Here is a 17,964-nt window from a genome sequence, read left to right as displayed (position 1 = left end):
TGGGCACACAGAGCCCCTCAGCCTACAGGACGCCGGAGCCCGCCGTCGCGAACGGTCAGGCGCGCAACCAGCGACGGATCGCGAAGCTCGCGCTGAGGGCGGCGAGGATCACGCCGATCACGACGATGACCGGGATGACGAACGCGACGTCGCCGATGCCCACCCACGACGTGATGAAGCCGATGCGGTCGCGCAGGTACTGGTTGACACCCACGCCCACGATCGCCCACACCGCCACGCTCGCCAGCGCCGAGCCGATCAGCGCCGCCAGCACGCCCTCGACGATGAACGGCGTCTGGATGAAGCGGTTCGAGGCACCGACAAGACGCATGATCCCGAGCTCGCGGCGTCGCGCGAAGGCCGAGAGGCGGATCGTGGTGGCGATCAGCAGCACCGCCGCGATCAGCATGAGCCCGGCGATGCCGACCGCGACGTAGGTCGCGACCGTGAGCGCCTGGAACAGGGGCTCGAGGTACTGCATCTGGTTCGTGACCTCTTCGACGCCCGCCTGGCCGCTGAAGGCCTCGATGATGACGTCGGACTGGTTCTGGTCGACGAGGTTGATGCTGAAGGTCGCATTGAACTGATCCGCGGTGACGACGCCGATGATGTCGTCGGGCAGCAGGCCCTTGGCGTTCTCGAACACCTGCTCGCTGGTGGCGTAGGTGTAGTCGCGGATGAGCGGGGCGAGGGCGTCGCCGTCGAGCTTCGCCGTCACCGCGTCGATCTGCTCCTGCGTAGCGGCCTGACCGGTGGTGCAGGTGTCGACGTCCGACACGGTCGCGCACATCGACACCGCCACCTGGGCGCGGTCGGCCCAGTACGACTGCATCTTGCCGATCTGCATCTGCATGAGCATCGCCGCGCCGACGAAGGTGAGCGACACGAAAGTCACGAGGATGACCGAGATCACCATCGAGGCGTTGCGTCGCAGGCCCGTGAAGGCCTCCGAGAGGATGAGCCCGAACCTCATGACGTGGGTCCCACTTCGTCGTTGCGATCCGTCTTCGCGCCCAGACCGAGGCGGTCGGCGACGCCGAGGGCCTCGATGTCGGGGGTCGTGACGGGGATGGAGCGCGTGTTGGTGCCCGGCTCGCGCGTCTGCTCGGCGGCCGGCGTGGTCACCGCGGGGGCGGGGGTCGTGGCATCCGGGTCGGATGCGGCCGCGGGGCGGGTGACGGCCGCCGACGGCAGCGGCTCCACGGGGCCGGTCACGCTCGTCACCTCGCGCTGGACCTCGAGCACCGCGGTGAGGGCGGCCACCGCGGCGGCGCCCTTCTCGACCTCGGGCGCGAGTCGCGGGAGGCTGGAGGTGTCGCCGTAGCCGCCGTGGCGTTCGTCGCGCACCATCTCGCCGCCGCGCAGTTCGATCACGCGGCGCTGCATCTGGTCGACGAAACCGGCCTCGTGCGTGGCCATCACGACGGTCGTCCCGCCGGCGTTGATGCGCGCGAGAAGGCGCATGATGTCGATCGAGGTGCCGGGGTCGAGGTTTCCGGTCGGCTCGTCGGCGAGGAGCACCTGCGGGCGGTTGACCAACGCTCGCGCGATCGCGACGCGCTGCTGCTCGCCACCCGACAGCTCATGCGGCAGGCGCTTCTCCTTGCCGTCGAGGCCGACGAGCGCGAGCACCTCCGGCACGGCCTGCTGGATGAACCCACGCGAGGCGCCCGTGACCTGCAGCGTGAAAGCGACGTTCTGGTGCACGGTCTTGTTCGGCAGCAGGCGGAAGTCCTGGAACACCGACCCGATGTGGCGGCGGAAGTAGGGGACCTTGCGGTTCGACAGGGTGCGCAGGTCGCGGCCGAGCACGACGACGCGCCCCTCGGTGGGGGTCTCCGCCCTCAGGATGAGCTGCAGGCACGACGACTTGCCCGAACCCGAGGCTCCGACGAGGAAGACGAACTCCCCGCGCTGCACCTCGAAGTCGACGGCGTTGAGGGCGGGCTTCGCGGTGCCGCGATACCTCTTGGTGACGTTCTCGAACCGGATCATGGCTCGACGAGCCTAAGCGCGGGCGCGAAACAGCCCGTCAGGACGCGCCGTGTCGCCAAACCGAGAGAGTCCTATGGATGCCGGGGGTACCGGCATCCATAGGACTCTCGTCGAAAGGGGATGATCAGTCGTCGTCGTCCTTGCGCTTGCGCCAACGGATTCCGGCGGCGATCAGACCGTCGAGATCGCCGTCGAAGACGACGGCGGGGTTGCCGACCTCGTAGCCGGTGCGCAGGTCTTTCACGAGCTGCTGGCCGTAGAGGAAGTAGGAGCGCATCTGGTCGCCCCAGCTCGCGGTGATCGTGCCGGCGAGCTCCTTCTTCTTGGCGGCCTCTTCTTCGCGCTTGAGCAAGAGCAGGCGCGTCTGCAGCACGCGCATGGCGGCGGCGCGGTTCTGGATCTGCGACTTCTCGTTCTGCATCGACACGACGAGGCCGGTCGGGAGGTGCGTGATGCGCACGGCGGAGTCGGTGGTGTTGACCGACTGCCCGCCGGGGCCGGAGGAACGGAAGACGTCGACGCGGATGTCGCCCTCGGGGACCTCGACCTCGACGGCCTCTTCCATCACGGGGATGACCTCGACCGCGGCGAAGCTCGTCTGACGCTTGTCGGCGCCGCCGAACGGGCTGATGCGCGCGAGGCGGTGGGTGCCGGCCTCGACCGACAGCGTGCCGTAGGCGTAGGGGACGTCGACCTCGAAGGTGGCCGACTTGATGCCGGCGCCCTCGGCGTAGGAGGTGTCCATGACCTTGACGGGGTACTTGTGGCGCTCGGCCCAGCGCAGGTACATGCGCAGGAGCATCTCGGCGAAGTCGGTCGCGTCGTCGCCGCCCGCTCCCGAACGGATCGTGACGACCGCGGAGCGCGGGTCGTACTCCCCGTCGAGGAGCGTCTGCACCTCGAGCTGGCCGATCACGTCTTTCAGTGCCGCGAGCTCGCGACGGGCCTCGTCGGCGGAGTCCTCGTCGTCCATCTCGATCGCGAGCTCGACGAGCACCTCGAGGTCGTCGAGACGCTGCTCGATCTCCGAGACCCGCTTGAGTTCGGCCTGACGGTGGCTCAGACGGCTGGTGACCTTCTGGGCGTTCTCGACGTCGTCCCACAGGTCGGGGGCACCGGCCTCTTCGCTGAGGCGATCGATGTCGGCTTTGAGTGCGTCGACGTCGACCACGGCCTGGATATCGGCGAAGGTCGAGCGCAGCGCCTGGATGTCGGCGGTCAAATCGAGTTCGAGCATGAGACATCAAGCCTATCGTGGAGACGGTGACAGCCGACTCTCCCCGGAACGTGCTGGTGCGCTTCGCACCGATGATCTACGGCCCCACCCTGCTCTTCGCGCTCGGCGAGGGCGCGGTGATCCCCCTCATCCCCGTGATCGCCAACCGCCTCGGCGCCGACGTCGCCGTGGCCGCCCTCGTCGCCGCCGCCCTCGTCGTGGGCCAGCTGTGCGGCAACATCCCGGCGGGATGGGCCGTCGCCCGCTTCGGCGAGCGCCTCACGATGGGCGTGGCCGGGATCATCGTGCTCGCGGGCCTGACCGGGATTATGTTCGCGCAGTCGCTGGCGTTCTTCGCCGCGGCCGTCTTCCTCATCGGGTTCTGCGCCGCGTCGTTCGCGCTCGCGCGCCACTCGTTCATGACGACCCGCGTGCCGCTGCACTTCCGGGCGCGGGCCCTGTCGCTGCTCGGCGGGACGTTCCGCCTCGGGATGTTCGTCGGCCCGTTCATCTCGGCGGCACTGCTGGGGATCTTCGGCGACGAGACGGCATCCGTGGTCTTCTTCGCGGTGTGCCAGGTCGCCACCGTCCTCCTCGTGTTCTTCGGCCCCGATCCCGAGAAGGCGGTGCCGGTGGGCGCGGGGGCGCGCCGCGTCGACGGCGACTCGCGCGACGCGGAGGACACCGGAGAACCCGTGACGGGAGCGATCCCGACAGTCGAGCGCGCCGGGGTGTTCCGCACGATGTGGCGGTTCCGCGGAGTGCTCGCGCGGCTGGGGCTCGCCGCGGCCTCGCTGTCGGCGGTGCGGTCGGCGCGGCAGGTCGTGCTGCCCCTGTGGGGCGTGTCGCTCGGACTGGATGCGGGGACGATCGCGGTGGTCGTCGGGGTGTCGGGCGCGATCGACTTCGCCCTGTTCTACGCCAGCGGCCAGGTCATGGACCGCTTCGGACGCCTGTGGGCGGCACTGCCCGCGATGATCCTGATGGGAGCGGGGTTCTTCGCCCTGTCGTTCACGCACGACCTGGACTCGGCGGCCATGTGGTACGCCATGTTCGCCGCGGTGCTCGGGGTCGGCAACGGTCTGTCCAGCGGCATCCTGCTCACCCTCGGGGCCGACATCGCACCGCCGAACGAGCCCGCGGCATTCCTCGGCTCGTGGCGGACGCTCACGGATGCCGGCGGTGCCGTCGCCCCGCTGATCGTGTCGGCGCTCACCGCGGTGGCGACGCTGTCGATCGGCGTGGGGGCCATGGGCGTCATCGCGGTCCTCGGCGCAGCGGGGTTCATCCGCTGGGTGCCGCGATACGTGCCCCGCGTGCGCTGACGGCGGGGCCCGGAACCCCGGCGGCGGTGGATGCCGCGGATGGACGGATTTGCCGGGTACGCCGTGCCGGGACGACGATGGAGCGCCTCGATCCCTCGACCGAGGCGAGGAGGCACGGTGCAGAACGTCGGACGGGGAGCCCTCGCGCTGTCGGCCGCACTGGCGGCGGTCGCCGGCTTCGTCGACGCCGTCGGGTACCTCGACACCGGCGGACTGTTCGTGTCGTTCATGAGCGGCAACTCCACGCAGGGCGCGGTCGACGTGCCGAGCTCGCTCGCCCTGGCCCTCGTGCCGCTGGGGCTCATCGCGGCGTTCGTCGTGGGTGTCGCGGTCGGCGGCGCGGTGCGCCCGCGGTCGCGGCGCGCGCAGGCCTCGCTCATCGCGGGATCGGCCCTCGTGGTGGGGCTCGCCGCGGTGCTCGCGACCGCCGGTCCGTCCACACTGTGGCGCGCGGGCCTGCTCGCCGCGGCGATGGGAGCCCTCAACACGCTGTTCCTCGCCGAGGATCGGGCGCGCGTCGCCATCACCTACTCCACCGGCACGCTCGTGAGCCTCGGCCTGGGTCTCGCCGCCCTCGTGACCGGTCGTTCCCGCACCGCGTGGCGCCGCCCCCTGCTGCTGTGGGCGGCGCTCGTCGCGGGTGCCGTCCTGGGCGCCCTCGCGCACGACCTCGGCAGTTCCGCGGCGCTCGCGACGGCCGCTGCGACGATGCTCGTGGCAGCGGCGATCGTCGGGCGGAATCCGCGGCGCGGCTGATCGCGCCGCCGGTCGCTCGGGGTCCTCGGCCGTGTGACCCCCAGGTTTCAAGCCTGTGAAGAATGCGGCCACCATTGCGTTTTTTACGAATCCCCTATGAGAATCGTCTCGCGATCGCCTTCTCTGGGCGTCGCGTCATTCCCCCTGGATGATGCGGGCATCGATGCCCGCGGAGAGGCGCATTCATCGTGCTCCGAAACACCCTGCATTCCCCTCCCTCTCGCGCTCGACGGGCGTCGGCGTTGCTGGCGACCGGCGCCCTGGTGGGCGGCGGCCTACTGATCGCCCCGGCCGCGTTCGCCGCCCCGGCCACCCCGCCCGATGACCTCGGGGTCACGGGCGCCGACGTCATGACGCACCTGACCGAGTTGTCGGACATCAGCGAGTCATTCGCCGCCGACGGCTACCGCGTCTGGAACGGACCCGGGTACGAGGCCGCCGCCCGCTACGCCGAGCAGGTCCTCGAGGGAACCGGCGCCTTCACCGTCTCGCGTCAGACGTTCGAGGTCCCCACCCCGGAGTTCGGCGAGGCCTCGCTCACGGTGGACGGCACCACCTACACCGGGTCGCACTTCGACCTCAGCGAGGGCATCGAGGGCGACTACACCGCGCAGCTGTCCTTGCCCTCCGACGCCGACGGCGCGCACCTCGGCTGCGAGCCCGGTGACTTCGCCGCCGTCCCGGCGGGCGCGATCGTGCTCATCCAGCGCGGCATCTGCACCTTCGAGGCGAAGATCGACAACGCCACCGCGGCCGGGGCGGGAGCGGTGTTCGTCTACAACAACGAGCGTCCCGCCGAGGAGGGCGTTTCCCCGGACGACCAGCTGACCAACGTCGCCTCGGGACCGCGCAACGAAGACGACTCCCCCGCCGCCACGCTGCCCCAGGCCAGCGGTGACGCCATCGCGGCGCTCGTCGCCGCGGCCCCTGCCGACGTTCCAGTCGAAGGGACGGCGGTCATCGAGAAGCAGTTCCTCGTGACCGAGTCCTTCAACGTCATCGCCGACAGCATCGCGGGCGACCCCGACGACACCGTCGTGATCGGCGCGCACCTCGACGGTGTGGCCGAGGGCCCCGGCGTCAACGACAACGCCTCGGGTTCGGCGGCCATCCTCGCCCTGGCCGAGAGGATCGCGGCATCCGAGACGCCCAACGACAAGCGGATCCGCCTCGCGCTCTGGAGCGCCGAGGAGGTCGGCCTGGTCGGCTCGACCGCGTACGTAGACGATCTGATCGCCAACGACCCGGCCGAGCTCGAGCGCATCTCGTCCTACCTCAACTACGACATGATCGGGTCGGAGAACTTCACCGTCGGCGTCTACGACGCGAACGAGTCGACGTACGAGGCGCCCGTCGAGATCCCCGCGGGTTCGGCGGAGATCGAGCAGATCTACACCGATTACTTCGACGCGATCGATCAGCCGTGGATCGACACCGAGTACTCGGGCCGCAGCGACTACCAGGCCTTCATCGACAACGGCATCCCCGCGGGCGGTCTGTTCTCGGGTGCCGACGACATCAAGACCGAGGAGCAGGCGCGCCTGTTCGGCGGAACGGCCGGGGTGTTCATGGACCGCACCTACCACACGATCGACGACACGCTGGCGAACGTCAATCGCGACGCGATCGACATCTTCGCGCCCGCGATCGGTCACGCCGCGTTCGCCCTCGCGTGGGAAGCCGCGGTGGAGCCCTCCCCCGAGCCCACGCCGGGTGAGCCGTCGCCCGAGCCGACCACCGAGCCCACCGTCGCCCCGACGGCTGAGCCCACCGCGGCGCCGACCACGGCACCGAGCCCCGCGCCCAGCGCCACCGGGGGCCCGGCCGGAAGCGGCCCGCGCGGCGGCGACCTGGCGAACACCGGTAGCGACGTCGACGGCTCGCCGCTGCCCGCGGTCGGCGCCGGCATGCTGGCCCTGGGGCTGATCGTCGCAGCCGGCACCGTGATCGCCCGCCGTCGCACTCAGCAGTAAGCAGGCGAACGCGAACCGCCGGGGCCCGTTCGGGTCCCGGCGGTTCGTCGATGAGGGGGGCTCACTCCGCGTCGGTCACCCGGATGAGGACCTTGCCCGTGGCGCCTCCCGCGACGGCGTCATGAGCGGCGGCGGTGTCGGACAGGTCGAACCACGTCAGCGGCAGGCCGTGCGCCTCGCCCACCGGGAGGGCACCGTCGGCCACCGCGGCCGCGACGTCCTCGGCCGCTGCGGCCAGCGCGCGCTCCCCCACGGTGTACAGCAGCAGTCCCTGCCAGCGCACGTTCTTCGCGAAGCTGGGGCGGACGGGGGCGGCGAAGGTGTCACCGCCGTTGTCGGCGTAGTAGCCGATCGTGCCGTGGTTGGCGACGACCTCGACGTCGAGGGCGGCGTTGTCGGCGATGGCGACCTCGACGATGTGCTCGACCCCGTCGGGGGCGATCTCACGGATGCCGTCGGCCAGCGACGCGCTCGGGTACTGCAGCACGTGGTGCGCGCCGGCCGCGCGGGCGAGCTTCGCCTTCTCGTCGTTGCTGACGGTGGCGATGACCTTCGCGCCGGCCCAGGCGGCGAGCTGGATCGCCGCGTGCCCCACGGCGCCGGCACCGCCCTGGACGAGCACGGTACGGCCGGTGAGAGCACCGGGCGCGAGGCGCGAGGGGCCGTCCTCGTGCACGGTGAGCGCGCGATGGGCGGTCATCGCGGGCACGCCGAGGCTCGCGCCGAGTTCGAACGACGCTCCGTCGGCCAGGGGCACCGCCCGCTCGGCCGGGAGGACCGCGTACTCGGCGGCGGTGCCGGTCGGACGCTGGTGGGCGGCCAGGTAGACCCAGACCCGCTGGCCCGCCGAGAGGGTCGAGACGCCGGGGCCGACGGCATCCACGATGCCCGCTCCGTCCTGGTTCGGGGTGATCTCGTCGAACGGGAGGGGGCGGCCGGCGCTTTCACGCGCCTTCCAGTCGGTGGGGTTCACCCCCGACACCGTGATGCGCACGCGCACCTCGCCGGGGCCCGGCTCGGGCAGTGGTCGCTCGACGAGCGACAGGACGGAGGAGTCACCGGGCTGGGTATACGTGATCGCCTTCATATGGAGTCAAACCGCCTCGGCGCAGGGGCATTCCCGTGGGCGTGTCGGCGGGCCCCCGCCCCCGCGGCGGCCGCGGGTGAGATCGCGGGGGTTTGACGGCTCGTTCACATCGAGCGCGCGCGTGCGCGCGCTTAGACTGATCCCACTCGCGGGAGTGGTGAAATCGGCAGACACGCAGGATTTAGGTTCCTGTGCCTTCGGGCGTGGGGGTTCAAGTCCCCCCTTCCGCACGTTCACCGTTTCGCCAGCACCGCCTCTCCGACCCGAACGGGACCGATGTGATCCACACCACCGCCTCACTGCTCCCGTGGCTCGACCCCGCGACGATCATCGACTCGGCCGGCCCGTGGGCCCTGGCCATCGTCTGCCTCATCATCTTCGCCGAGACGGGCCTGCTCATCGGCTTCCTCCTTCCCGGCGACACGCTGCTGGTGATGGCCGGCATCCTGTCGAACCCGGTCACGCACCCCCCGCACGGCGTCTTCGGCGTCAACGTGTGGGTCACCGGGCTGCTCATCGGTCTCGCCGCGTTCCTCGGCGGTGAGGTGGGCTACGTCATCGGCCACAAGGCCGGTCCGGCGATCTTCGAGCGCAAGGACTCCGGCCTGTTCAGCCGCAAGAACGTCGAGCGCACCAACGCGTTCTTCGTGCGCTTCGGTGGTCTGACCGTCATCCTGGCGCGCTTCGTGCCGATCGTGCGCACCTTCGCCCCCATCGCCGCGGGCGTCGGCCACATGAACAAGTGGAAGTACACCCTCTACAACTTCATCGGAGCCGTGCTGTGGGGCTTCGGCCTGACGGTGTTCGGGTACGTGCTGAGCCTCATCCCCGGCGTGGGCGAGTTCGTCGCCGAGTACATCGACGTCATCCTCCTCGCGGTCGTCGTCGGCACGGTGGGCTTCGTCGTCGTCCACTACTTCCGCGAGCGCGCCGCCGCCAAGCGCGAGGGCGCGGTCACCCCCGCCGAGGCAGAGTCACTCTCCCTCGACCCGAAGACCCTCGAAGACGGAGACCAGCCGACGCGCTGATGCCGTGGGCGCCGCCGGCGCTCTGCTGCCGCCGACGCCTCGGGCACCCGACCCCGTCACGACGCCTTCGACGTCTTCTTCTTCGCCGGAGCCTTCTTCGCGGGCGCATCCTTCTCGCCCCGCGCGGCGCGCGACCGCTCGACGCTCGCCCGCAGCGCCTCCATGAGGTCGATCACCTCGCCGCCGTCGTCGTCCTCGGCCTTGCCGAAGGTGGCATCCGTGTCGAGGGCGTCGCCCTGCTCGAGCTTGGCGTCGATGAGGGTGCGCAGCTCCTCCTGGTACTCGTCGGTGAACTCCTCGGGGTCGAAGTCCTTCGAGAAGCTGTCGACCAGAGATGCCGACATCTCGAGCTCCTTCGCCGAGATGCGCACGCTCTCCTCCAGCGCCGGGAACGCGGCCTCGCGCACCTCGTCGGCCCACAGGAGCGTCTGCAGCACCAGCACATCGCCACGGACGCGCAGGGCGGCGAGCCGCGTCTTCTGCCGCAGGGAGAACCGGACGATCGCCGTGCGGTCGGTCTGCTCGAGCGTCTTGCGCAGCAGCACGTACGCCTTCGGCGACGAGGAGTCGGGCTCGAGGTAGTAGGCCTTGTCGAGGGTGAGCAGGTCGACCTGCTCGCTGGGCACGAACTCGACGACCTCGATCTCGCGGCTGCGCTCGCTCGGCAGCGACGCCAGATCGTCCTTGGTGAGGACGACCGTCTGCTCGCCGTCGTCGTACGCCTTGTCGATGTCGCTGTAGGGCACGACCTCGCCGTCGATCTCGCAGATGCGCTGGTACCGGATGCGTCCGCCGTCGGCGTTGTGCACCTGGTGCAGCGAGACGTCGTGGTCTTCGGTGGCCGAGTACACCTTGACGGGCACGTTGACGAGGCCGAACGTCAGGGCGCCCTTCCAGATCGATCGCATGACCCCAGTGAACACCCGGAGGGGGACGGATGCCGAGCCCCTTGCGCCGGGGGGAGAGCCCCGGTCCCTTCGTCACGCTCAGGGACCTTCCCGCGGAGGTGGCTGAGCCCGTCGACGCCATCGGGAGGGCCGACGGGGCGCAACCCCCTCGGCATCCGGACCCTCCCCCGCCCTACGCTGGGGCGATGACGGAGCAGACGGTGCGGATCGACGGCCGCCGCCTGCGCCTCTCGAACCTCGACAAAGTGCTCTACCCCGAGACCGGGACCACCAAGGGCGAGGTCATCGACTACTACTCGCGCATCGCCCCGCTGCTGCTGCCCCACGTGGCCGATCGGCCTCTCACCCGCAAGCGCTGGCCCGACGGCGTCGGCACGGCGTCCGCACCGGGCGAGCCGTTCTTCGCCAAGGCCCTCGAGCCCGGGGCGCCGGCGTGGGTGCGGCGCTTCCCGATCGACCACTCCTCGGGCGCCAAGGACTACCCGCTGGTCGACGACCTCCCCACCCTCGTCTACCTGGCGCAGGTGGCGAGCCTCGAGCTGCACGTGCCGCAATGGCGCTTCTCGAGCGAGGGAGAGCGTCAGAACCCCGACCGGCTGGTGCTCGATCTCGACCCGGGTCCGGGCACAGGGCTCGCGGAGTGCGCCGAGGTCGCACGGTGGGCGCGCGCCATCCTGACCGACATGGGACTGGATCCCCTGCCGGTCACGAGCGGGAGCAAGGGCATCCACCTGTACGCGCGCCTCGACGGGCGGCAGTCGAGCGACGCGGCGAGTGCGGTGGCGAAGGAACTCGCGCGCGCGATCGAGGCGGATCACCCGGAGCTCGTGGTCAGCCAGATGTCCAAGGCCGCGCGGCCCGGGAAGGTGTTCATCGACTGGAGCCAGAACAACGGCTCGAAGACGACGATCGCTCCGTACTCGTTGCGCGGGCGCACGCAGCCGTTCGTCGCGGCTCCCCGCACGTGGGCCGAGCTCGACGATCCCGAGCTGCGGCATCTGCTGTTCACCGAGGTGCTCGACAGGCCCGAGGACCCCCTGGCCCCGGTCGACGAGGTCCATGGACCCCTCCGCGCGTACATCGCGAAACGATCCGCCGATCGGACGCCCGAGCCGGTGCCCGAGCATCCTCACGGCGCTCCCCGTGGCGAAGGCGCGCCCCGCTTCGTCATCCAGGAGCACCACGCCTCGCGGCTGCACTGGGACCTCCGGCTCGAACGCGACGGCGTGCTCGTCAGCTGGGCGGTGCCGAAAGGCGTCCCGCCGACCACGGCGAAGAACAGCCTCGCCGTGATGACCGAGGACCACCCGATGCAATACCTCGACTTCGCGGGCGAGATCCCGCGCGGAGAGTACGGCGCCGGAACCATGACGGTGTGGGACACCGGCACCTACGCCCTCGAGAAGTGGCGCGACGACGAGGTGATCGCCACCCTCACCGGTCGAGAGGGTGGTCCGCTCGGGCGCGTGCGTCTCGCGCTGATCCGCACCGAGGGGCGGGGCGAGAAGTCGCAGTGGCTGCTGCACCGCATGAAGACGGATGCCGACGGCCACCCGCAGAACGAGGGAGCCCCGGTCGTGGCGCGCGACCGGGCGGCGCCCGCGCCCTCCCCCGTCGCCGCGGACGCCGTGATCGGCCGGTCGGCGAGCGACACCCCCGTCGCCGCGGACCTTCGACCCATGCTCGCCACCTCCGCCACGCCGGGAATCGCGCGCGCGGCGGCGGCGCGCTGGGGTGGCACCCCGTGGGTGGAGATGAAGTGGGACGGCATCCGGGGTCTGGGGGTCTGGGACGGCGAACGCTTGCGACTGCGCTCGCGCAACGGCAACGACCTCACCGCCGCCTACCCGGAGCTGAGCGCCGTCGATCTGCACCTCGGCCCCCAGCACGCCGTGTTCGACGGCGAGATCGTGGCCCTCGACGACACGGGACGACCGAGCTTCCCGCTCCTGCAGAAGCGCATGAACCTGGCGCAGCCCCGCGAGATCGAGCGGGAAGCGGCCCGGACGCCCGTGCACCTCTACCTCTTCGACGTGCTGTCGGTGGGAGTGCGCGATGTGGCATCCCTCCCCCTCGCTCAGCGTCGTGAGGTGCTCGAGGACCTCGCCGCCGCGGCCGGTGCGCCGATCGTCGTGCCGCCCGTTTTCGACGACGTGGATGCCGCCGTGTCCACAAGCGAGCGGTTCGGCCTCGAAGGGGTCGTCGTCAAGGACCCGGGCTCGACCTACCGCCGAGGTGCGCGGTCGGAGCAGTGGCTCAAGGTCAAGCACTCGCGGACGCAGGAGGTGGTGATCGGGGGGATCCGTCCGGGCAAGGGGAACCGCGCGGGCACGATCGGCTCGCTGTTGGTGGGTGTCCCGTCGACGGACGGGCTGCGGTACGCGGGACGCGTGGGGTCGGGGTTCAGCGAGCAGACGCTCGCCCGCCTCCGCGGTCTTCTCGAGCCGCTCCGGTCGGAGATCGACCCGTTCGTCGGGGTTCCGGCGGCAGACGCCCGCGACGCGCTGTGGGTGCGGCCGGAGCTCATGGGAGAGGTGGAGTTCGCGGAATTCACGCCCGGCGGCATCCTGCGCCAGGCGCGGTGGCGCGGCCTGCGGCCGGACAAGAGCCCCGAGGAGGTCGTGCGGGAGGTCTAGCCCCCGGCCCGCGGCGCGAGGTGGGTGAGCCCGTCGACGCCACCGAAACCCCCGGCGACGGGGAGCGACCGGTCCCTTCGACGAGCTCAGGGACCTCCGGCCCGCGGCGCGAGGTGGCTGAGCCCGTCGACGCCGCCGGGTCCGGCGACCTAGGCGTGGCGCGAATCGTGCTCGACGTGACCGGCGGGTTCGAGCTGGAACGTCGAGTGCTCCACATCGAAATGATCTGCCAGACACGTCTGCAGCGACGCGAGGATGGCCGCGGCGCGACCATCCGCGAGAGCCGCGTCCTCGACGATGACGTGCGCGCTGAACACGGGCGCGCCGCGGGTGAGCTGCCACACGTGCACGTCGTGCACGTCGACCACTCCGTCCGCTCCGCGCAGGTGCTCGCGGATTTCGGCGACGTGCATCCCGACCGGCGCCGACTCGGTCAGCACCACGACGACCTCGCGCAGTAGCCCGATGGCCCGCGGCACGATGAGCACCGCGATCAGCAGGGAGGCGATGGCATCCGCCTGCACGAAACCCGTCGTGACGATCACGATCGCGGCGATGATCACCGCGATCGACCCCACCAGGTCGCCCAGCACCTCGAGGTAGGCGCCGCGGACGTTGATGCTGCGCTTCTGCGCGCGGCTGAGCAGCCACATCGACACCGCATTCGCGACCATGCCGACACCGGCGACGACGAGCATGAGCCCGCCCTGCACCTCGGCCTCGGCGGGAGCGAGCAGCCGCTGCACGGCCTCGACCCCCACCCAGGCGCACAGGACGATCAGGATGACGCCGTTGACCAGTGCTCCGAGCACCTCGGCGCGCTGGTACCCGAACGTGCGGCGGTCGTCGGCGGGGCGCGCGGCGATCGCGGTCGCCACGAGCGCGACGACGAGCGCCGCCGCGTCGGTGAACATGTGCGCCGCGTCGGCCAGCAGCGCCAGGGAGCCCGACAGGATCGCCCCGACGATCTGCACGAGCATCACCGTCGCGGTGAGCGCGAGTGCGGTGGCGAGCAGGCGCCGGTTGCCGGCATCGCGGATGCCACCGGACGGGGCGTGGTCGTGCATCGGTCCAGGCTAGGCGCGGTGCGGCGACATCCGCGTGATTCCGGGGAAGTCGGGAATGAGAACCTGTCTCGTCATCGCCGCCTGACGCGCTCAGCCGCCATCGACGGCGTCGCCACCCCGGATGCGCGCGCGCAGGCCGTTCTCGAAGGCGTCCTGGGCCGACAACCGTTCGAGCACCTCCTCGAGGGCCGCGGCGGGGAGCACGACGATCCCGTCACGGTCGGCGACGATCGCGTCACCGGCGCGGCAGACGACATTGCCGACGGCGACCGGCGCTCCCACCACCCCCGGGCCGGCCTTCGAGGGGCCGGCCGGATTGACCGCTCGCGCGAAGACGGGCAGGCCGAGTCTCTCGAGCTCATCGACGTCGCGGGTCGCCCCGTCGATCACGACGCCGCGTACACCGCGGACGACACAGACCTCGCCGAGGATGTCGCCGAAGACCGCGCGGTTCGTCTCAGCGTGCGCGTCGACGACGAGCACGTCGCCGGGGGCCGCTTCGTCGAGACCACGATGGATGGCGAGGTTGTCACCGTCGCGGGTGAGGACGGGCAGGACGGTACCCGCGAACCGAGGGAGACCGTTCTGCGGGCGGATCACGGAAGTCATCATGCCCATGCGCGCGGTGACGTCGCCGATGAGGGCGACGGGATACGCGGCGACAGCGTCGACGAGGCCGATCGGGGCGCGACGCCACCCCGGGGAGACGGAGATGGAGGAAGCGTCGGCGGCGATGAACATCAGACCACCGCCGTTGCGGCGAGATCGCGGACGGCCCGGTCGGGACGACGTCCGGCGAGCGCCTGTTCCACGCTCTGCGCCGCGAGTCGGCCGACCGCGACGAGCGCCTCCTCCGTTTGACCGGCCACATGCGGGGTGACCAGGAGGTTCCCGAGCGTCAGGTCGGTGCGAGTGTGGGTCAGGGGGTCGTTCATGTCGATGCTCTCGGCCTCGATCACGTCGAGCCCCGCGCCGGCGAGCGCCCCCGACCGCAGTCGGGCGACGAGGGCCGCCTCGTCGATGACGCCGCCGCGCGAGGTGTTGATCACGACGGCTCGCGCGGGTAGCAATCCGAGGCGACGGTCGTCGAGCAGATGCCGCGTCTCGGCGGTCAGCGGAACGTGAAGGCTGACCACGTCGGCCGAAGGAAGGGCGTCGTCGAGGCCGGCGAGGCCCACGCCGAGCTCGTGAGCCGCCTCGGGTGCGAGATAGGGGTCGGCGACGACGACCCGCATTCCGAATCCACGCGCGATCGGGGCGACGAGGGCTGCGATCCCCCCTCCGCCGACGAGCAGCAGGGTGCGCCCGTTCAACTCTCCTCCGGTGAGCGAGGGACGCTCTTCGCTCCAGCGCCCGCGCTGAACGCTCGACGAGGCTTCTCGAACGCGTCGTATGAGCGTCAGCATCAGCGCGAAGACGTGCTCGGCAACCGCGCGCGCGTTCGCACCGGGCGTGGTGGTGACCCAGATGCCCGCCGCAGCGGCGGCGTCGAGGTCGACGTTGTCGGTTCCGACGCCGTGCCGGGCGATGATCTTCAGGCGAGGGGCCGACGCGATCATGCGCGCGTCGATGGTCTCCGCGCGGACGATCGTGGCCTCGACCGTGGTCGCCACCTCACCCCACCCCCGGGCGTCGTCTCCGAACCCGACGGTGACGTGGTGGGATCGTCGCAGGTCCGCCAAGACGTCCTCGTCGATGGGGTTCGTGACATGGATGTGACTCATCGCTGCACCTTTGCTAATCGAGACACTGCTCTCGTTTTAAACACCATACGTCGCAACGGCGTCGTCCTCAATCATCGTCTCGCACGTGATGCGGCTCCTGCAGTCACGCAATGGGCGTCTTGACAGCATGCCGAAACCCCCTCATGCTGAACTCGTAAAGTGCGACACAAGGCGCATTTAGTCAACGGAGACAGGATTCACTCATGACCGCTGTGACCGAGAAACGCCGAACGGGCGCCAAGAAGGCCACCGGTGCCGCAATCTTCGGCACGTTCATCGAGTACTACGACTTCAGCGTCTACGGCTACGTCGCCGCGACCCTCTCCCTGGTGTTCTTCCCGAGCGACGACCCGACCGTCGCTTTGCTCAATACCTTCCTGGTCTTCGGCTCGGCATTCCTCGTGCGCCCCCTCGGAGCGTGGTACTTCGGTCGGCTCGGTGACCGGCGTGGACGCCGGGTCAGTCTCGTGGCGAGTATCACCCTGATGGGAGCCGCGGCCACACTGACCGGCCTGCTGCCCGGCTACACGCAGATCGGCATCCTCGCCCCCGCCCTCCTGGTCCTGCTGCGCATGCTGCAGGGATTCTCCGCCGGTGGAGAGATCGGCGGCGCGGCTTCCTACATCCGCGAGTGGGCACCGCCGCACCGTCGACCGCTCTACATCTCTTTCATCCCCAGCGTCGCCAACCTCGGCAAGGGCCTGGCTGCAGGCGCCGCGGCACTGATCGCCGCGCTGATCCCGGCCGACATCATGGTGGATTGGGGCTGGCGTCTGCCCTTCCTCGCGGCGCTGCCGCTCGGCATCCTGTGCCTGTACATGCGCCTGAAGGTCGAGGACAGCCCCGAGTTCACAGCCCTCGCTCAGGAGGACGCCACCACGAAGAAGCCGTTCCTCGACCTCGTCCGCGAGTACCGCCCGCAGCTGTTCAAGGTGATGGGCATCTCGACCGTCCAGAACCTCGGGACCTACGTCGGGACCGTGTTCGTCGCCGTCTACTTCTCCGAGGTGCTCGGCTTCAGCAAGAGCCAAGCCTCGACGATCGTGCTGGTCGCGGTGCTGCTGGCGGCCTGTCTCATCCCGTTCGCCGGTGTGTTCGGCAATCGCGTGGGCGCCAAGCGCACCCTCGTCGTGGCCTACATCGCGTACGTCGTGATCACCCTGCCTTCGTTCGCCTTGATGAACACCGGGTCTTTCGGGCTCGCCGTCCTCGGTCTGGCTCTGGGAATGATTCCGTACGCTCTGTGCCAGGCCGGCACCTATGGCTCGGTCTCCGAGTTCTACCCCACCCGCATCCGTCATACCGGTGTGGCCGTCGGCCATAGCGTCGGTGCCGTGATCGGCGGCGGTGCGGGTCCCTACCTCGCCACCTGGCTGATCGACGCCACGGGCAACACCTACATGCCGGCGTTCATCCTCATCGTGGCGGGCCTCCTGGGCCTCGTCCTCGTGACCGCCGGGGTGCGCCCCAGCCGCGACGGCACGAGCCACCTCTACCGGTGACGCACGCGGGGGTCGGCGGTTCCCAGAGCCGCCGACTCCCGCGCTACCCTTTCTGCATGACCCCCCTGCCCGCCCCCGTCGACGCCGCCGCGGACCCCGCCGCCGGCTCGGTACGGCGGCGGGGTCCGCGGCAGGATGTGGCGCGGAACAAGGCCGCTCTCCTGGCGGCGACCGGTGATCTGCTGCTGGCCGATCCGGAGGCCGCGTCGATGCCGGCGATCGCCGCGCGGGCCGGCCTGTCGGTCGCCACGGCGTACCGCTATTTCCCGACCATCGACGAGCTTCATCGCGAGTACTTGCTCGACGTCCTCGAACAGCTCATCGGCTACGCCCGAGATCTCGACCTCGATGGCGCCGACCTCTTCGAGGCGGTTCTCGGCAAGTGGTTCGAACTCGTCGTGGCCCACGGACCGGCCATGGTGCTCATCCGCTCGCGCGAGGGGTTCCTCACCCGCAAGGCCCGGGGCGAACGCCACGCGCTCATCATCGACGCGGCCTGGGGACCCGCCGTGCGCGAGCTCATGAGACTCGACGGCGTCGACGAGTCGCTCTACGACCGCGCCCTCGCAACCTGCAATGCGCTGTTCAACTCGCGCGAGCTGCTCGATGTGCACACGGTCACGCGCCGCGCCCCCTCACGTATCGTGCGCGACCTGACCACGATGTATCGCGGAACGCTCCGCGGACTGGCCGCGACGCTGGTCGACTGACCCCGACCGCCGGGCGCCCCGACGGTGTCCCTCGTCG

Annotated in this window: 15 protein-coding genes and 1 tRNA gene; 8 read left to right on the top strand and 8 right to left on the bottom strand. The window is 70.4% G+C overall.

Features of this window, described 5'->3' with window-relative positions:
* Positions 1–55: 55 nt before the first annotated feature.
* The 3 genes from ftsX to prfB all read right to left on the bottom strand — a co-directional run bounded on the left by ftsX (position 56) and on the right by prfB (position 3,232).
* Entirely contained in the window at positions 56–973 is a 918-nt protein-coding gene (gene ftsX / locus RWH45_RS13670; RefSeq protein WP_315995445.1) for a permease-like cell division protein FtsX, read from the bottom strand.
* On the bottom strand, positions 970–1,995 hold the full coding sequence (gene ftsE / locus RWH45_RS13665) for a cell division ATP-binding protein FtsE (RefSeq protein ID WP_315995444.1): 1,026 nt from the start codon (positions 1,993–1,995) through the stop codon (positions 970–972). The genes ftsX and ftsE overlap by 4 nt, the downstream gene beginning before the upstream one ends.
* 124 nt (positions 1,996–2,119) lie before the next feature.
* Positions 2,120–3,232 (bottom strand): peptide chain release factor 2, encoded by a 1,113-nt coding sequence (gene prfB / locus RWH45_RS13660; protein WP_298872117.1) that lies wholly within the window; start codon positions 3,230–3,232, stop codon positions 2,120–2,122.
* Positions 3,233–3,303: 71 nt separating this feature from the next.
* Here prfB and RWH45_RS13655 point away from each other — a divergent pair, with 71 nt between their 5' ends.
* The 3 genes from RWH45_RS13655 (at position 3,304) to RWH45_RS13645 (ending at position 7,265) form a co-directional block, all read left to right on the top strand.
* Positions 3,304–4,536: an MFS transporter gene (locus RWH45_RS13655; protein ID WP_315995895.1), complete on the top strand. Its 1,233-nt coding sequence runs from the start codon at positions 3,304–3,306 to the stop codon at positions 4,534–4,536.
* 117 nt (positions 4,537–4,653) lie between these two features.
* Positions 4,654–5,292 (top strand): DUF1275 family protein, encoded by a 639-nt coding sequence (locus RWH45_RS13650; RefSeq protein WP_315995443.1) that lies wholly within the window; start codon positions 4,654–4,656, stop codon positions 5,290–5,292.
* Positions 5,293–5,480: 188 nt separating this feature from the next.
* Complete coding sequence (locus tag RWH45_RS13645) at positions 5,481–7,265, top strand: M20/M25/M40 family metallo-hydrolase (protein WP_315995442.1); 1,785 nt, start codon at positions 5,481–5,483, stop codon at positions 7,263–7,265.
* 61 nt (positions 7,266–7,326) lie between these two features.
* Here the strand turns inward: RWH45_RS13645 and RWH45_RS13640 are convergent, their stop codons facing one another.
* Positions 7,327–8,352, bottom strand: coding sequence for an NADPH:quinone reductase (locus RWH45_RS13640; protein WP_315995441.1), 1,026 nt, complete (start codon positions 8,350–8,352; stop codon positions 7,327–7,329).
* A gap of 148 nt (positions 8,353–8,500) precedes the next feature.
* Between RWH45_RS13640 and RWH45_RS13635 the strand changes: the two genes are divergently transcribed.
* Both RWH45_RS13635 and RWH45_RS13630 read left to right on the top strand, forming a co-directional pair.
* A tRNA-Leu gene (locus RWH45_RS13635) sits at positions 8,501–8,582 on the top strand.
* Between the two features lie 51 nt (positions 8,583–8,633).
* The gene (locus RWH45_RS13630) at positions 8,634–9,380 is read left to right on the top strand and encodes a DedA family protein (RefSeq protein WP_315995894.1); all 747 of its coding nucleotides are present in this window, start codon (positions 8,634–8,636) and stop codon (positions 9,378–9,380) included.
* Between the two features lie 56 nt (positions 9,381–9,436).
* Here the strand turns inward: RWH45_RS13630 and ku are convergent, their stop codons facing one another.
* Entirely contained in the window at positions 9,437–10,288 is an 852-nt protein-coding gene (ku, locus tag RWH45_RS13625) for a non-homologous end joining protein Ku (RefSeq protein ID WP_315995440.1), read from the bottom strand.
* A 185-nt stretch (positions 10,289–10,473) separates the two neighbouring features.
* On the opposite strand from ku, the gene RWH45_RS13620 reads away from it, so the two are divergent.
* On the top strand, positions 10,474–12,924 hold the full coding sequence (locus tag RWH45_RS13620; RefSeq protein WP_315995439.1) for an ATP-dependent DNA ligase: 2,451 nt from the start codon (positions 10,474–10,476) through the stop codon (positions 12,922–12,924).
* A 149-nt stretch (positions 12,925–13,073) separates the two neighbouring features.
* Here RWH45_RS13620 and RWH45_RS13615 read toward each other — a convergent pair whose 3' ends face one another.
* The 3 genes from RWH45_RS13615 to RWH45_RS13605 all read right to left on the bottom strand — a co-directional run bounded on the left by RWH45_RS13615 (position 13,074) and on the right by RWH45_RS13605 (position 15,715).
* Complete coding sequence (locus tag RWH45_RS13615) at positions 13,074–13,991, bottom strand: cation diffusion facilitator family transporter (protein WP_315995438.1); 918 nt, start codon at positions 13,989–13,991, stop codon at positions 13,074–13,076.
* Between the two features lie 90 nt (positions 13,992–14,081).
* On the bottom strand, positions 14,082–14,732 hold the full coding sequence (locus tag RWH45_RS13610) for an RraA family protein (RefSeq protein WP_315995437.1): 651 nt from the start codon (positions 14,730–14,732) through the stop codon (positions 14,082–14,084).
* Positions 14,732–15,715, bottom strand: a complete 984-nt coding sequence (locus RWH45_RS13605) for an NAD(P)-dependent oxidoreductase (protein ID WP_315995436.1) — start codon at positions 15,713–15,715, stop codon at positions 14,732–14,734. Before RWH45_RS13605 ends, RWH45_RS13610 begins: the two co-directional genes overlap by 1 nt.
* A 203-nt stretch (positions 15,716–15,918) precedes the next feature.
* On the opposite strand from RWH45_RS13605, the gene RWH45_RS13600 reads away from it, so the two are divergent.
* Entirely contained in the window at positions 15,919–17,217 is a 1,299-nt protein-coding gene (locus tag RWH45_RS13600) for an MFS transporter (protein ID WP_315995435.1), read from the top strand.
* A 56-nt stretch (positions 17,218–17,273) separates the two neighbouring features.
* On the top strand, positions 17,274–17,927 hold the full coding sequence (locus tag RWH45_RS13595; protein ID WP_315995434.1) for a TetR/AcrR family transcriptional regulator: 654 nt from the start codon (positions 17,274–17,276) through the stop codon (positions 17,925–17,927).
* Positions 17,928–17,964: the final 37 nt, after the last annotated feature.

This window comes from Microbacterium galbum (genome assembly GCF_032464915.1).
Classification (GTDB): domain Bacteria; phylum Actinomycetota; class Actinomycetes; order Actinomycetales; family Microbacteriaceae; genus Microbacterium; species Microbacterium galbum.
Note: the sequence above shows the minus strand (reverse complement) of the source record. Positions and strands in the feature narration are given on the sequence as shown.